We start from the raw sequence: 15,559 nt of genomic DNA, 5'->3' as shown, positions 1-15,559 counted from the left end.
CCCCACCAGAAAGACCCCCACCCCAACGACATTCGCCGCCACGAACCACCGCCCCGCCCGCGCCCGCCGCCGTGCCAACCCCGAACGCCGCACGAGTGGCACCGGAGCGTGGTGGCTTCTCGCCGTGTGCCGCAGCCCGGTGCCATTCATCGCGCGTTCTCCTGGGTGAGGAGCGCATCGACGGTGCGGGTGAGGTCGGGGTGCATGGAGCTGGCGGGGGCCGCACCGCGCAGGACTCGGTTGGCGCCGCGTTCCACCAGCGCCTGGACCTTTCCCCACGCGGGGGTGACCGGCAGTGCACGGGAATGCCGAGGGCCGTCCGCGAGCACGTCCAGGTTGGTGATATCGCGGTGGGCCTCCGCGAACTCCCGTGATGCCAGCACCGATTTCAGCACCGGAACGAACAGCCCGGATTCAGCGATGATCGCTTGTCCCACCGGTCCGGTCGCGAATTTGACGAATTCCCAGGCCTGTTCGATACGTGGGCTGTCGGCGGCGATCGCGAGCCCGGTGCATCCGACATCGGTGATCGCGCCTGGCCCGCCGTGCGGACCCACCGGGAGCACGGTCAGGTCGATATCGAGATCGTCCTGCCCGGAGAATTCCGAATACAACCAATGCCCGCCGAGCACCATCCCCGCCCGTCCGCGCCGGAACAGGTCGGGAGCCGAGACCGATTGCTGATCGGCGACCCTCGGCGCCACGCGGTGACGCACCGCGAGATCGGCATAGAACTGGAAGCCCTCCGCGAATCGCGGGTCCCCCATGTTGGTCCGGGTGGGAGCGACCGACGGGGTGAACCAGTCGACCCCGTTGTTCATCCCGAAGCATGCGGCCGAGAAGTACGGCACCCAGGCATCGGCGAAACCCCAGCGCTCCTTGCCTTCACGGGAGGCCACAGCGTGCGCCGCGTCGAGAAATTCGGCGAAGCTCCAGGCCTCGTCCCAGTTCTTCGGCGCCCGAATGCCTGCCTCGGCGAACAACTCACGGTTGTAATACAGGAACACCCCCGACCACTGCTCGGGCAACGCATATTGGCCGCCGCCGTAGGTGAAGGTGTTGTACAGGGCGGGAAAGCTGTCCCGCCGCAGCCCATCGGCGTATTCCGGATCACGGTCGAGCAGGGTGTTCAGATCGAGGAGCACCCCACGGTCGGCGAGCCCGGCGTACAGCAGCTCCCACGCCATCATGATGTCGGGGCATTTGCCGCCCGCGCAGTAGGTGAGCATCTGCTGTAGCGCATCCGGCCCGGAGACCACCGTGCGGATGCGGATCTCGGGGTGCGTCTTGCGGAATTCGTCGATGATCCGCCGCCGCACCCGCGCCTCCTCGGGACGGGCGCCGAAGAAGAAGGTCAGCGCGTCGTCGTCGGCGCCGCATCCGCCGGCCAGCAACGGGGCGGCCAGCGCGGAGCCGAGCAGCGTACGCCGCCGGACGGGTGTGCTCGACAGTGCGGATTCCAGCTCCGGCCTCCTCAGGGCGGATGTGGAGCATCTCGGGCCGCATGGCAGCATACTGGCGGCAACTGAAGAGGGTGACCGCCGACACACGACAACGACCAGACCGACCGCGAGCACCGCGTGAGCGAACCGGCCCGCCGGGGATCTCCGATCGGCTACGTTGGCACGTGTTTCAGCATCATCCTGCGCGTTTCACAGGAGAGTAGGCAGATGGCGACCATCGAATATCTGCGGACCGATCCGGATCTCCCGCCCGTCGGCGTGGTGGACCGGTCCCCGATGACTCCGGCCAAGAAGGCGATATTCGCGGGGATCGCCATACTCGGCGCCGTCGCCTGGACGATCCTCGCGGTCGCGCGCGGCGAATCGGTGAACGCGGTATGGATCGTCATCGCGGCGGTCGCGACCTACATCATCGCCTACCGCTTCTACGCCAGGATGATCGAATACAAGATCGTCAAACCACGTGACGACCTCGCCACACCGGCCGAAATCCTGGAGAACGGCAAGGACTACCTGCCGATGGATCGGCGGGTGCTGTTCGGACACCACTTCGCCGCCATCGCAGGCGCGGGCCCGCTGGTCGGACCGGTGCTCGCCGCGCAGATGGGTTATCTGCCCGGCACGATCTGGATCATCATCGGCGTGGTGTTCGCCGGCGCGGTGCAGGACTACCTGGTGCTGTGGGTGTCGACGAAACGACGCGGACGCAGCCTCGGGCAGATGGCCCGCGACGAGCTCGGCTGGTTCGGTGGCTGGGCCGCCATCATCGGCATCCTCGTGATCATGATGATCCTGCTGGCGGTGCTCGCGCTGGTCGTGGTCAATGCCCTCGCGCACAGCCCGTGGGGCGTGTTCTCCATTAGCATGACCATCCCGATCGCCCTGTTCATGGGCGTGTACCTGCGGTTCCTGCGGCCGGGCGCGGTCGGTGAGGTGTCCATCATCGGGTTCGTCCTGTTGATCCTCGCGATCGTCGCGGGCGGCTGGGTATCGGAGAACGACACCTGGGCGAGCTGGTTCACCTTCCATCCGGTGACCATCTCCTGGATGCTGATCGGCTACGGCTTCTTCGCCTCGGTGTTGCCGGTGTGGTTGCTGCTGGCCCCGCGCGACTACCTGTCGACGTTCATGAAGATCGGCACCATCGGCCTGCTCGCCCTCGGCATCCTGATCACCCTGCCGACGCTGCAAGCACCCGCGGTCTCGGAGTTCGCCCACACCGGCGCCGGTCCTGCCTTCGCCGGCAGCCTGTTCCCGTTCCTGTTCATCACCATCGCCTGCGGTGCGCTGTCCGGATTCCACGCGCTGGTGGCTTCGGGCACCACACCGAAACTGCTGGAGAAGGAATCGCACAGCCGGATGATCGGCTACGGCGGCATGCTGATGGAGTCGTTCGTCGCGGTGATGGCGATCATCACCGCCTCGATCATCGACCAGCACCTGTACTTCGGCATGAACGCCCCGCTCGGCGCAACCGGCGGCACTCCGGAATCGGCGGCCGCCTACACCAACAGCCTCGGCCTGTCCGGCCCTCCTGCCACACCGGAGACCTTCAGCGATGCCGCGAGCGAGGTCGGTGAGGACAGCATCATCTCCCGCACGGGAGGTGCGCCCACCCTGGCCGTCGGCATCTCCGAGGTGTTCCACCAGTTCCTCGGCGGCGAGAGCATGAAGTCGTTCTGGTACCACTTCGCGATCATGTTCGAGGCGCTGTTCATCCTCACCACCATCGACGCGGGCACCCGCGTGGCGCGATTCATGCTCTCGGACGCGCTTGGCAACTTCGCCGGTCCCGCACGCAAGTTCAAGGATCCGTCCTGGCGGGTGGGTGCCTGGCTGTGCTCGGCGATCGTGGTCGCGGCATGGGGGTCGATCCTGCTCATGGGCGTCACCGATCCGCTGGGCGGCATCAACGCACTGTTCCCGCTGTTCGGTATCGCCAACCAGCTGCTCGCCGCGATCGCCCTGATGGTCGTCACCACCATCCTGGTGAAGAAAGGCATGACGAAATGGGCCTGGATTCCCGGGGTCCCGCTGGTCTGGGATCTCATCGTCACCATGACCGCGTCCTGGCAGAAGATCTTCTCCGCCGACCCGAAGGTCGGCTACTGGAAGCAGCATGAGCTCTGCCAGAGTGCACGCGACGCCGGTGAACTCTGCCTGACCGCAAAGACTCCCGAGGATGTGGACGCGGTCATTCGCAACACCTTCATCCAGGGCACGCTGTCCATCGTGTTCGCGGTGCTGGTGCTGATCGTCACCGTCGTCGGTGCCATCGTCTGCTACCGAGCCTGGCGGGCGGGCTCGGCGGAGACCACCGAATCGCCGGAGGAACCCTCGCGCATCTTTGCCCCGCGCGGGTTCATCCCCACCGCCGCGGAGAAGGAGGTGCAGCGCGAATGGGACGAACTGATCGAGAAGGGCGACGTGAAGGAACCGGGCGCGGCACACGCGAAGGCGACCCACTGAGGCCTGCGACCGTCGAGCACGGGTCGGCGCCCGTCGGGCGGGAGCCGGTCCAGCGTGCGCGCGCTGGGCCTGCCCGCGCGTTCTTACAAGGGGCGCGCAGCGTGCTCTGGTGGTTCAACTCGGTACTCGGCGGCCAGGACTATCAGCGCTACGTCGCCCACCTGCGGCGTAAGCATCCCGGCTGCGATATCCCGTCCGAGCGGGAGTACTGGCGGGAGCGGCATGCCGAGGCCGATCGGAATCCGGCCAACCGCTGCTGCTGACCTGGCCGGGAAGCGCTGCTCGGCGAGTCGTGTGGCGTGTCGCGCACGGCGGAACGAGCCCACCGGGGTAATGACCGATTTCCGCTAGCAGCGGGCGCCGGTAGCTGTCATTGTGGTTGACGTGACGATCACGGCTCTGGACTTCGAACGCTGTTACCGAGCGGTCTCCACCCGGGACTCCCGTTTCGACGGGCAGTTCTTCACCGCCGTGCGGACCACCGGAATCTATTGCCGCCCATCCTGTCCGGCAATCACTCCGAAACGCGCCAATGTCAGCTTCCTGCCGACCGCGGCCGCCGCACAGCAGGCCGGGTACCGCGCCTGCCGCCGCTGCCTGCCCGACGCCGCGCCCGGTTCCCCACTGTGGAACACCCGCGCGGATCTCGCTGCCAGAGCGATGCGGCTGATCGGCGACGGGGTCATCGAACGGGGCGGGGTGCCCGCGCTCGCGGCAACGCTCGGCTATTCGCAGCGCCAGCTCACCCGAGTGCTGACCACCGAACTGGGCGCGGGCCCGCTCGCACTGGCGCGAGCCCATCGCGCGCATACCGCGCGGCTGCTGATCCAGACGACGAACATGCCGATGTCGGATATCGCCTTCGCCGCGGGCTTCGCCAGCATCAGGCAGTTCAACGACACCGTGCGCGAGGTGTTCGCGGTCAGCCCCACCACCATGCGCACCGAATCCCAGCGGACCAACGGGCGAGCGGTGCCGAACACCAACGGCACGCTGTCGCTACGGCTTCCCTACCGCGAGCCGCTGGACCGGGCCTGGCTGGAATGGTTCCTGTCCGCGCACACGGTGCAGGGGCTCGAGCTGTGGGAGGACCGCAGCTACCTGCGCAATCTGCGGACCCCACACGGCCATGCATCGATCCGGCTCGGCTTCCAGCGCGATCATGTGCGCGCCGAACTGGCGTTGCACGATATGCGCGACCTGGCACCCACCGTGGCCCGGCTGCGTCATCTGCTCGATCTCGACGCCGACCCGATCGGCATCGATGAGGCGCTCGACGTCGCCGCACACGCGAACCGCCCGGACGGGCGTCCACGATTCGTTCCCGGCATCCGGGTACCCGGCTGCCTGGACGGACCGGAGTTATTGCTGCGCACCATGATCGGTCAGCAGATCTCGGTGCAAGCGGCGGCGACCCACACCGCCCGGCTGGTCTCGGCGCTCGGTGATCCGATCGACGGGCCGACGCCGCGGTTGTTTCCCGAACCCGCGGTGATCGCCGAACGCGGCGCCGAAGTACTGACCGGGCCCGCGCGGCGCATCCGCTCCATCGTCAATGCCGCGGCCGCGCTGGCCTCCGGTGATCTGGCCCTGCACCAGGGTCGCACCTCCGCCGAACTGCGCCGCGACCTGCTGGCACTGGAGGGCGTCGGTCCGTGGACGGCCGATTATGTGATCATGCGGCTGCTCGCCGATCCCGACATCCTCCTCGACACCGATCTGGTGGTTCGACAGGGCGCCGCTCTGCACGGCATCGACCTGTCCGATACCGCCCGCTACGCGCCGTGGCGCTCCTACCTGTCCATGCAGTTGTGGCACAGCGCATTGGCCGCCCGCACTGCTCCCGTGGCCCGTGCCGCACGAACGAAAGCGAGTACCGAATCATGACCTCAGCCATCGCCGTCCCCGACGCTCGAACCTCGGTCCGGACAGCAGATTTCGCCACCGTGTCCACCCCGATCGGACCGTTCACCGCACTGGTTGACGGCGACGGTGCCGTGCTGGCCTCCGGCTGGACCGCCGACGCACAGAACTTGCGTGGCCTCATTCACGCCACGCTCCGGCCCGCCGAACTCCGCGAACGCGATGACCTCGGCGCGGTCACCGACGCCATAACCGCCTACCACCGCGGCGACCTCACCGCCATCGACACCGTCGAGGTCCGCCAGCAGTCCGGCGAATTCCTCATGCACGCCTGGCAGATCCTGCGCGAGGTCCCCGCCGGAACTCCTCTCACCTACACCGCTTTCGCCGCCCGCTCCGGCCGCCCCGCCGCCACCCGGGCCGCAGCCAACGCCTGCGCCCGCAACGCCGCCGCCCTCTTCGTGCCGTGCCACCGCATCCTGCGCACCGATGGGACGCTGGGCGGATTCCGCTGGGGGTTGCCGGCCAAGCGGTGGCTGATCGACCACGAGTCCGCCGCCTGAGCGGCGCCCTACAGCCACCACTCGGATAGCTCGAGGCAGCCGACGGCGCTCTCCGGGGCCCCGCCACCGCAGCTACGGCAGTAGCTGGCACACCAAGGCGTCGATGGCCCACGTCTGCCACTCGGCCGGGGTCCACGAGCGTTCATGAATCAGCAGGTGATAGATCTCCGGCGACAGCACGGCCAATGCCACATCGGCGGCGTGCGCGGCGGAAATACCGTTGCGTAGAGATGTTTTGGCCGCCAACGCTTCGGCCAGGCGCAGCTGCACCGTATGACGCTGGTTGATATTGCTCTGCCAGAGTTCGCCCAGTTCCGCCTCGGTAGCGGCAGCCGAGCGGATCACCTCCAGCAACGGGCTGACACGTTCGAATATCTCACCGGCGGCGGCGACCTGTCTGCGGATCTGTTCGACGGGTTCGGCCGCAACGGCCTCGGCGAACCAGGCACGGTCGAGGGTCGCGACCGGTTCGGCGTCGCCGGCGATCTCGCGGTCGAGTAGCTCGGAGAGAATCGCGCGCTTGGTCTCGAACGTGAAGTAGAGCGTCTGCACAGCCATGCCTGCCTGTTCGGCGATGGCCTTCATCGTCGTGGGCGTGTAGCCGCGTGTGGTGAACAGTTCCCGCGCGGCGTCGAGCATCTTCGCGCGATTCGCCGTCGTCTTCGCCGCCCGCGTGGTTTTCGCAGTCATACCGAGATCCTACTTGACTAGAGCCCAACTCTAGTGGATTCTCGCTAGAGTAACGCTCTAGCGAAATGGAGGGGTCATGCCACGGACAGCTCTCGGCACCCGCGATCGGTTGATCCTGCTACTCATCACCGTTGTCGAACTGGTGGTGTTCCTCGACACCACGGTCCTGAACGTCGCCCTGCCGAGCATCGGCAGCGATCTCGACCTCGACGAGGCCGGGCTCGGCTGGGTGACCAACGCCTATCTACTCGCCTTCGGCGGATTCATGCTGCTGGGTGGTCGAGCCGCGGATCTGCTCGGTCCGCGGCGAATGTTCGCCTGTGGTCTCGCCGTGTTCACAGTGGCGTCCGCGTTCGCCGGATTCGCGAATTCGGCCTGGCTGCTCATCGGCGCGCGAGCGCTCCAGGGTCTCGGCGCGGCCGTGGTGATTCCGGCTCAACTGGCCTTGTTGACGGCGAGCTTCACCGAGCCGTCCGCCCGTAACCGCGCGTTCGGCGTGTGGAGTGCGATGGGCGCGGCCGGCGCCGCCATCGGGACCGCGGTGGGCGGTCCACTCACCGACTGGTTCGGCTGGCCGTCGATCTTCCTGATCAATATCCCGGTGGGCGTGCTGGCCCTGGCAATGCTGCGAGTGCTGCCCGCCGACGCCTCCCCACACGATCGCAAGCGGCTCGATGTGCCCGGAGCGGTTACCGGCACCGCGGCATTGTTGATCGTCGGCTATGCGATCGGCGCGCTCGGCGACTCGGCCACGCGTGCCCTGGCTGGCTGGTCGCTGGTGCTCGGCCTGGCACTACTGGCGGGATTCGTCTGGATCGAATCGCGCAGCCCGCATCCGCTGATGCCGTTGCGGCTGTTCACCATTCGCCAGGTGCGCGGCTCGGCAGTGGTCAACGCGCTGGTCGGCGCCTCTCATGTGCCGACATTCGCACTCCTCGCGCTGTACCTGCAGAACAGCCAGGGCTACAGCCCGACCGCGTCCGGCTTGGCGGTGCTGCCGGTGGCGGTGGTCAATATCGTCGTCTCCCGCACCCTGATTCCCCTCGCACTGGACCGACTCGGCGCGTGGCGCGTGCTGGCGGGTGGCTTGGCGCTGCAAGCGGTGGCGATGGCCTGGTTCGCCAGGGTACCGGAGAACGGCAGCTACCTGATCGATGTGCTGCCCGGCGCGGTGCTGCTCGGCATCGGTCTGCCTGCCGCGTTCGTCGGTGTCACCGCACCCGCTGTCACCGCGGTGGACACCGCAGACGCCGGAATCACCGCGGGCGTGGTCAATACCGCACAGCGGGTTGGCTCCGGGCTCGGCGTCACCGCCCTGCTCCTGCTCGCCCAGGTGGTGACGCAACGCTCCTCGGCCACAACTGATCTCGCCTACCGCACCGGATTGGCCGCCGCCTTCGCCGCGGCCGCCGCACTGGCGGCCCTCGGCGCGGTACTCACCGTCGCCGTCCTGCGCCCCACTCCCCGGCCTGCCGAACAGGAATCGGCGACCGTCTCGTCCTGACAGCCGCGTCCGGCACGGCCACCACCTCCATCGCACCATCACCGAGGAATCACCAACGATGTCGACAACCATCCGGGCCGATAAGCCGCCCACCACCGACGACGACACGCCACGCGGCCCGCTCGCGACGTTCGCCATGGCACTGATCGCGCGGCACCGGCTCACCCTGGCCGCGGTCGGGCTACTCACCCTGATCGCCGCGCTCGCCGGAATCGGCGTCGCCGACCGGCTGTCCACCGGCGGCTACGTCGACGACAGTTTCGACTCCGTACGCGCCGATGCGGTCCTGGCCGACCGCTTCGGCGCGGGCTCACCCAATCTGGTCCTGGTCGCCGAAGCCGACGATGGCGTGCGCAGTGCCGCCGCGGCAGCGGCGGGACGTGCGTTGACCCAGCGGCTCACGCAGCGACCGGAAGTCGTGTATGCGCTGTCGTACTGGACCCTGAGTGACACCGACCCGGACGCCGGAGCTTCGCTACGGTCGCCCGACGAGCGCACCGCCCTGGTCTTGGTGCGCCTGGCCGGCGACGAAGACACCGTCAACCGGACCGCGCACCGGCTGATCCCCGAGTTCGTCACCGACAATGGGCCGCTCCGAGTGCACGCCACCGGGCTCGCACCGGTCAACGATGCCGTCGAACGACAATCGTCGGCCGATCTGACCCGTGCCGAACTCATCGCGGCGCCGCTGACGCTGCTCATCCTGCTGATCGCGTTCGGTTCGGTGACAGCGGCGCTGCTGCCGGTGCTCGTCGGCGGTGTCGCGGTGCTCACGAGCCTGGCGGTCTTACGCCTGCTGGCCGAGCTCACGCCGGTCTCGATTTTCGCGCTCAACATCACCACTGCGCTCGGCTTCGGACTGGCGGTCGATTACAGCCTGTTCCTGGTGACCCGATATCGCGAGGAGCTGCGCGCAGGCCGGGATTCGGTCACGGCGATCGTTACGATGGTGCGCACCGCAGGACGCACTGTCGTGTTCTCGGCGGTGACGGTCCTGCTGTCGTTCGCGGCGCTGCTGGTGTTTCCGATCTATTTCCTGCGCTCGCTGGCGTACGCGGGGATCGCGGTCGTCGGGTTGTCGGCGCTGACCTCGCTACTGCTGGTTCCACCATTGCTTGCGCTACTCGGCCATCGCGTCGACCGATACGACCCACTGCGGTGGATGCGGGCGAAGGCATCCGGTTCCCGTGTCTGGCACCGCCTTTCGCATCGGGTGATGCGTCGCCCGATAGCGGTCGGCACTGCGGTGTCAGCAGGGCTGCTGATCTTGGCGATACCGTTCGCCGGAGCCGATTTCGCGCTGCTCGATGATCGGGTGCTGCCCCGCGAAGATCCCGTCGTCGTCGCGGGCGAGCTGGTGCGGCAACAGTTTCCGGCCACGATCCTCGCGCCCACCTCCGTGGTACTGACCGACCTCGATATCGACACCGCGGATGGTGCGCGAGCACTGTCGGAGTACGCGCGCGAACTGTCCGCCGTGCCGGGTTCGGCGCGGGTCGACAGCGCAGTCGGTTCCTTTGTCGACGGTGCTCCGGTCCGTGGTCCAGGGCTCATGTCCCTGGCGTTACGGGGCGATGGGGCCACTTGGCTGTCGGTGAGCGCCGATGTCGAACCCAACTCGTCTGATGGTGCGCGTCATCTGCGCGCCCTGCGGGCCGTCGACGCCCCCGGCGAGGCGCTGATCGGCGGCGACGCCGCGATGCTCGTGGACACGAAGGACATGCTCGTGAGCCGGATCCCGTTCGCCGCGCTCGTCATCGTGCTCAGCATGCTGATACTGGTGTTCCTGTTCACGGGCAGTGTGGTGCTACCGGTGAAGCAGATCGCCCTCAACGCGCTCAGCCTGACCGCGTCGTTCGGGGCCATGGTGTACGTCTTCCAGGACGGGCATCTGAAATGGCTGGTCGGCGATTTCGTGCACACCGGGCAGCTGGAAGTGACCGTCCCGATCCTGATGTTCTGTATCGCGTTCGGACTCGCCATGGACTACAGCCTGTTCCTGCTGTCCCGGATCCGCGAGGCCTACCTGCGGACCGGAGACAACACCGAGGCCGTGGCCTTCGGCATGCAACGCACCGGCGCGCTGATCTCCACCGCGGCGATCATTGTCGCCGTCGTTCTCGGAGCGATGGCCACCTCGGACCTGAGCCTGCTGAAGCTGCTCGGCGCCGGGCTCGCGCTCGCGGTGCTGGTCGACGCCACCGTGGTGCGGGGGCTGCTCACACCCGCGGTGATGCGTCTACTCGGTGACCGGAACTGGTGGGCTCCCGCACCGCTGCGACGGCTGCACGACCGGCTCGGTCTCAGCGACGGCTGACCCGGATCAGGCGACCGTCGCATGCAGACGTGAGCCCGCGCGTCCGCGGATGACGTGCAGGCGGCTGGGGATGCGTTGCCGCATTTCGTCGACGTGGCTGACCAGGCCGACCACCCGGCCTCCTGCACGGAGTTCGTCGAGGACGCCCATGACGGCGTCGAGGGTATCGGCGTCCAGGCCACCGAAGCCTTCGTCGATGAAGATGGTGTCGAGGACGATGCCGCCGGATTCGGCGGCAACCGTATCGGCCAGACCGAGCGCCAGTGACAGTGACGCCATGAACGTTTCGCCGCCGGAGAGGGTTTTGGCGGGGCGGATGGCGCCGGTGTAGTCGTCGCGGATATCGAGGCCGAGGCCGCCGCGACGGCCGTGGGTGCCCGCGCGGTCGGTGTGCACGAATTCGTAGCGCCCGCCCGACATTCGGCGCAGCCGGGCCGAACCCGCCAGCGCCACCTCCTCCAGCCGCGCAGCGAGCACATAGGAGCGCAACGACATCCGGCGGTTGTTCGCCCCGCGGCCCGCGACCACGTCCGCCAGTCCGGCGAGCTCCTCGTGCGCACGCTGGGCCGGTGCGATGTGGTCGACCGCCGCCCACAACTGGCTGCTGAGTTCCTCGAGCTTGGTCACTCGCGTTGTCGCCGCGGAATGGGCTGCCACCGCGACATCGAGCGCCGAGCGTGCCGCACGCACCGCCGCATCCAAGGCCGCCAGATCACCGAGTTCGACCTCGGCCGCCGCCCGTATCTCTGGCTCGGCCAGCACCGCATCGGCGAGTGCCCTGGCCCGCTCGGCCGCCTCGAGCTGCTGCTCGATCGCCTGTTGCTCGCGGGCCTCTCGGGTTGCGCCCTCGATGCATCGTGCATACGCGGTGAGCAATGCGACGAGTTCAGCGGGTGTCATCGTCTCGGGCGCGGGAGACGGCGATTCGCTCATATCAGCGCCGGCACGGGCGCTGTCGCTCTCGGCACTGTGGCGGCGACCGCGGGTGCCACCGGTGTCGTTCGGCGCCGGCGGCATGTCGAACAACGTCGGCTCGGCTTCCCCACCAGCGCTGTCATCACCCGCCGGAGTGGGCGGTAGAGCGAACAGGGCCGGCTCGTCGACCTCGTGCGGGCCACCTGCCGTATCTGGTGAATCCGGCTCAGCGGCTTCATGTCCGACCGCTTCCGCTGTGGGTCGCGCTGCGATCGAGGCAGAACGGATGCGGTCGATCGAACTCCCGGGGCCGTAGCCTCGCGCCGAGGCGACAGCACCGAGCGCACTCGGTTCGAGCGCGAAACCGGCCGCGCGCGCCAGGTTCTCCACCCGCACCGCTATCGCGCGGACCTGATGCCAGGCGGTGGCCGCCTCGGCTTCGGTGCTGCGGTAGGAGGTCGCCGCCGAGATGAGCGAGTCCAGGCGCGCGCGGCGGCGGTCGATTGTGTCATCGGCGCCCGCTGCGGTGCGCAGGCGGGTGCTGAGCTCGGCGAGGCGGGTTTCGGCGGCGGCGAGGGTCGACGCGATGGTGCCGCGGCGGGTTTCGGCCTCGCGGAGTTGATCGTGCAGGCGAGTTTCCTCGGTGCGCAGCCGATCGAGTTCCGCGGTGGTCGCGGCGCTCTGGTCGGCGAGTTCGCCGGCGTCTTCGTAGCGGAGGGTGGCGGTGCGCAGCGAGGCGGCGAGCTCGACCGGGTCGGCGTCGCCGCCGCGAGCCGTGAGGCCCTCGATATCGCGCTCGAGCCCGGCGATCAAGGCGAGCACATTGTCGCGGGCATCTTCGGCCGCGCGTTCCTGCGCGCTCGCCCGATCCTCGGCTTCCTTGGACACCGCGCCCGCGGTCGGCTGCGCCGGATCCGGATGGTCGGCCGAACCACAGACGGTGCACGGGTGACCGTCGGTGAGCTGACCCGCCAATTCGGCCGCCATCCCCGCCAGCCGCCGCTCCCGCAGATCCAGCACACGCTCCTTGGCGTCGTTGTGCGCCGAGCGCGCGGTCTCGAACTCGACCTGCGCGCGATCCAGCTCCACTCGCCGCGCCGCCAGCTCGACGGCCGCCGACGCCGAGGCTTGCAGCCGCTCACAATCAGCGGCCAACGCGGGCAGCATCACCGCCGCGTCGGACGACTCGCGCGACCTGGCCTCCACCGCGACAATCGCCGCGGGAATCGCCCCCCGCCGCTCGACAATCCGCGCTACTCGCTGCGCAAGGGTGGACTCTTCTGTCCGAAGCCCGGCCATCTCCGCGGTCAGCCGCTGTGCCGCGTCAGCATGCGCACCAACCTCGTCCAGGACACCGATACGGGCACTCCACTGCCGGATCGTGCCATCGACATCGGCGCCGGGCCGGAGGATCTGGCCCTCGCAGGCAGCCGGATCCGGTGAGACAGCGGACCGGCTGGTCGATGCCCCGGCGGCGATATCCGCATCGTCCACACGATTCGGATCGCTGGTGCCGATCAGCTCTCCGCCCGGCAGATCAGCACTCCCCGGCTCGCCGAGTAGCTGAACCAGTCGTCCTGCGGCCCGCTCGGTTTCGCCGTCGTATCGACGAGCGCGGGTGACAGCGGTGCGCGCCTCGTCGAGCGTCGCAGCGACCGGTTCCGCGCGACGGGCCGCCTCCAGTTCTGCCCGGCGCGCAGCGCGCTGCTCGGCGGTCGCGATGTACTCGTCGAGTTGGCGGCGGGCGCCGAGCATGCGGCGGTGCGAATCGGCAACCTTGCGTTGCTGTGCCACTGCCGTGTCCGCACGGGCGGAATCGTCGCGACGGCGTTCGAGTTCGGTGGTGGCGCCTGCCAGTTCGGCACGGGCCGTGTCCAAGAGATCCTCGGCCCAGTCGACAGCTTCCAGCGGCCCAACGGTTTCCGTCACACTGATGCCCGCGGTGACCCCGACCTGAACGATCAGGTTGTCCACACCACGCGTGCGGGCGGCGAGTTCGGCATCGGAGGCGCGGCGGCGTTCGGCCAGCCACTGTTCGGCGGTCCCGAATCGTTCGGTGTCGAAAAGCTTTTCGAGAAGCTTCTCCCGTTCTTCGTTGTCCGCGCGCAGGAACCGCGCGAAATCTCCCTGCGGCAGCAGCACGACCTGGAAGAACTGTTCGGCGCTCATCCCGAGTAGGCGTTTGATCTCGTCACCGATATCGGGGATACGGGACAGGTTCGCGCTCGGCCCGTCCAACCATTCCAAGGTGGCCTTGGGTTTCTCGACCGAGGTTCCGGTGCCACGCCGCTTCGGCCGTTCGAATTCGGGACTGCGGATCAACCGCACCCGCCGCCCGCCCAGCGTCGCTTCCAGCGACACCTGCGGCGGCGACTGCGGGGAGGCGTGATCGGAATGCAGGCGCTTGCTGTCGTTGCGCGCGCCGGGCACCCGCCCGTAGAGCGCGAACGCGATCGCGTCCAGGACAGTGGTCTTGCCCGCCCCGGTCTGCCCGTGCAGCAGGAACAGTCCATCAGCGCCGAGGATGTCGAAATCGACGACGGTGGTCTCGGCGAACGGGCCGAACGCGGTCATCTCCAGCCGATGCAGCCTCATGCCGTGAGTTCCGTGGCGTCCGCCGTGCTGACCATCGCCGCTTCCGGTTCCCTCGTGGCCGCGGCGATGGCGCGCTCGAGCCAGACCATCTCCGAATCGGTGGGCTCACCGCGCACATCCGCGAGGAAGCTGCGCGCGACCTCGCTGTCACGGCGACCGTGCACCCGTTCGCGGTAGCGAAGTTCCGGGTTGCCCTGCGGACGCTCCCATTCCACATGCACCGCGTAGGGAAACCGCTCGCGCAGTTTGCGCATCGCATCGATCGGCCGGGCCTGGTCGGTCAGTGTCGCCGAGACGTAGTCCTCACAGGCACGACCGAACTCGGCCCCATGCAACAATTCGTCCAGCGTGCCGACCAGCCTGCTCAGCCCGCGCACCACCGGCATCTCGCGCCGCCGCACCGCATGAAGCCCGTCGGCATCGAGGTCGACGATCCAGACCGCTTTACGGTGCGAACTCTCCCCGAACGAGTACGGCAGCGGCGAACCGGAATAGCGCACCGACTCCGACAACGTCTGCGGTGAATGCAGATGACCGAGCGCGACATAGTCGATGCCCTCGAACTCGGCCAGCGGCACCGTCTCCACGCCGCCCACCGAAATCGACCGCTCCGATCCAGTGGCCTCTCCCCCGACCACGAACGCATGCGCGAGCACCACCGTCCGCACCCCGGGCCGCCCCGCGATATCCGCGCGGATCCGCCCCATTGCCGCGGCCAGGATCTCGGCGTGGGAACGCGCCTGCGGCACCACCAATTCGACGCGGGTGATCTCCGGCTCCAGATAGGGGATGCCGTAGAAGGCGACCTCACCGTCACCGTCGGACAGCAGCACCGGCCGGTCGGCATCGGCGACGGTGGTGCGCAGATACAGCCCACCCGCGGCCGCGAAACTGGCTCCCGCCCCGAGCCTGGCGGGGGAATCGTGGTTGCCGGAGGTGGCGACGATGCGCGCGCCCGCCGCCCGGATCGCCTCGAATCCGCGATTGCACACCGCGATCGCGTCGGCGCTGGGAATCGACCGGTCGTATACGTCACCCGGCACCACGACGACGTCGACCGATTCCTCCGCCACCAGCTCGGCGACGGCGCTCAGCGCGTACTCCTGATCGCCGAGCAGATCGACACCGTGGAAGGTACGGCCGATATGCCAGTCCGACGTGTGCAGGATTCGCATGCCGC

General features: G+C 68.3%; 10 protein-coding genes. 6 read left to right on the top strand and 4 right to left on the bottom strand.

What is annotated here, in order from left to right; all coding sequences use genetic code 11:
- Positions 1-146 precede the first annotated feature (146 nt).
- Positions 147-1,451: an ABC transporter substrate-binding protein gene (locus GV792_RS26260; protein ID WP_163827523.1), complete on the bottom strand. Its 1,305-nt coding sequence runs from the start codon at positions 1,449-1,451 to the stop codon at positions 147-149.
- Between the two features lie 219 nt (positions 1,452-1,670).
- Between GV792_RS26260 and GV792_RS26255 the strand changes: the two genes are divergently transcribed.
- From GV792_RS26255 to GV792_RS26240, 4 genes are all read left to right on the top strand, one after another.
- Positions 1,671-3,932 (top strand): carbon starvation CstA family protein, encoded by a 2,262-nt coding sequence (locus tag GV792_RS26255; protein WP_163827516.1) that lies wholly within the window; start codon positions 1,671-1,673, stop codon positions 3,930-3,932.
- Between the two features lie 101 nt (positions 3,933-4,033).
- Positions 4,034-4,195 (top strand): YbdD/YjiX family protein, encoded by a 162-nt coding sequence (locus tag GV792_RS26250; protein WP_163827513.1) that lies wholly within the window; start codon positions 4,034-4,036, stop codon positions 4,193-4,195.
- Positions 4,196-4,316: 121 nt separating this feature from the next.
- Entirely contained in the window at positions 4,317-5,819 is a 1,503-nt protein-coding gene (locus GV792_RS26245; protein WP_163827511.1) for an Ada metal-binding domain-containing protein, read from the top strand.
- Positions 5,816-6,358, top strand: coding sequence for a methylated-DNA--[protein]-cysteine S-methyltransferase (locus GV792_RS26240; protein WP_163827509.1), 543 nt, complete (start codon positions 5,816-5,818; stop codon positions 6,356-6,358). The genes GV792_RS26245 and GV792_RS26240 overlap by 4 nt, the downstream gene beginning before the upstream one ends.
- Positions 6,359-6,430: 72 nt before the next feature.
- Here GV792_RS26240 and GV792_RS26235 read toward each other — a convergent pair whose 3' ends face one another.
- Positions 6,431-7,048, bottom strand: a complete 618-nt coding sequence (locus tag GV792_RS26235; RefSeq protein WP_163827506.1) for a TetR/AcrR family transcriptional regulator — start codon at positions 7,046-7,048, stop codon at positions 6,431-6,433.
- Positions 7,049-7,124: 76 nt separating this feature from the next.
- Between GV792_RS26235 and GV792_RS26230 the strand changes: the two genes are divergently transcribed.
- Both GV792_RS26230 and GV792_RS26225 read left to right on the top strand, forming a co-directional pair.
- Positions 7,125-8,552, top strand: coding sequence for an MFS transporter (locus GV792_RS26230; protein ID WP_163827504.1), 1,428 nt, complete (start codon positions 7,125-7,127; stop codon positions 8,550-8,552).
- Positions 8,553-8,610: 58 nt separating this feature from the next.
- The gene (locus GV792_RS26225; protein WP_163827502.1) at positions 8,611-10,869 is read left to right on the top strand and encodes an MMPL family transporter; all 2,259 of its coding nucleotides are present in this window, start codon (positions 8,611-8,613) and stop codon (positions 10,867-10,869) included.
- 6 nt (positions 10,870-10,875) lie between these two features.
- Here the strand turns inward: GV792_RS26225 and GV792_RS26220 are convergent, their stop codons facing one another.
- The gene (locus GV792_RS26220; RefSeq protein ID WP_163827500.1) at positions 10,876-14,379 is read right to left on the bottom strand and encodes an AAA family ATPase; all 3,504 of its coding nucleotides are present in this window, start codon (positions 14,377-14,379) and stop codon (positions 10,876-10,878) included.
- A complete protein-coding gene (locus GV792_RS26215) occupies positions 14,376-15,554 on the bottom strand; it encodes an exonuclease SbcCD subunit D (RefSeq protein ID WP_163827498.1) in 1,179 nt (392 codons plus the stop codon). Before GV792_RS26215 ends, GV792_RS26220 begins: the two co-directional genes overlap by 4 nt.
- Positions 15,555-15,559 lie beyond the last annotated feature (5 nt).

It is taken from the genome of Nocardia cyriacigeorgica (genome assembly GCF_010868145.1).
Taxonomy (GTDB): domain Bacteria; phylum Actinomycetota; class Actinomycetes; order Mycobacteriales; family Mycobacteriaceae; genus Nocardia; species Nocardia cyriacigeorgica_D.
Note: the sequence above shows the minus strand (reverse complement) of the source record. Positions and strands in the feature narration are given on the sequence as shown.

What these genes read in the sequence shown, in the direction of transcription:
- GV792_RS26255 (WP_163827516.1), top strand. Translation starts at nt 1,671, where the DNA reads ATGGCGACCATCGAATATCTGCGGACCGATCCGGATCTCCCGCCCGTC.
- GV792_RS26240 (WP_163827509.1), top strand. Translation starts at nt 5,816, where the DNA reads ATGACCTCAGCCATCGCCGTCCCCGACGCTCGAACCTCGGTCCGGACA.
- GV792_RS26235 (WP_163827506.1), bottom strand. Translation starts at nt 7,048, where the DNA reads ATGACTGCGAAAACCACGCGGGCGGCGAAGACGACGGCGAATCGCGCG.
- GV792_RS26230 (WP_163827504.1), top strand. Translation starts at nt 7,125, where the DNA reads ATGCCACGGACAGCTCTCGGCACCCGCGATCGGTTGATCCTGCTACTC.
- GV792_RS26225 (WP_163827502.1), top strand. Translation starts at nt 8,611, where the DNA reads ATGTCGACAACCATCCGGGCCGATAAGCCGCCCACCACCGACGACGAC.
- GV792_RS26220 (WP_163827500.1), bottom strand. Translation starts at nt 14,379, where the DNA reads ATGAGGCTGCATCGGCTGGAGATGACCGCGTTCGGCCCGTTCGCCGAG.
- GV792_RS26215 (WP_163827498.1), bottom strand. Translation starts at nt 15,554, where the DNA reads ATGCGAATCCTGCACACGTCGGACTGGCATATCGGCCGTACCTTCCAC.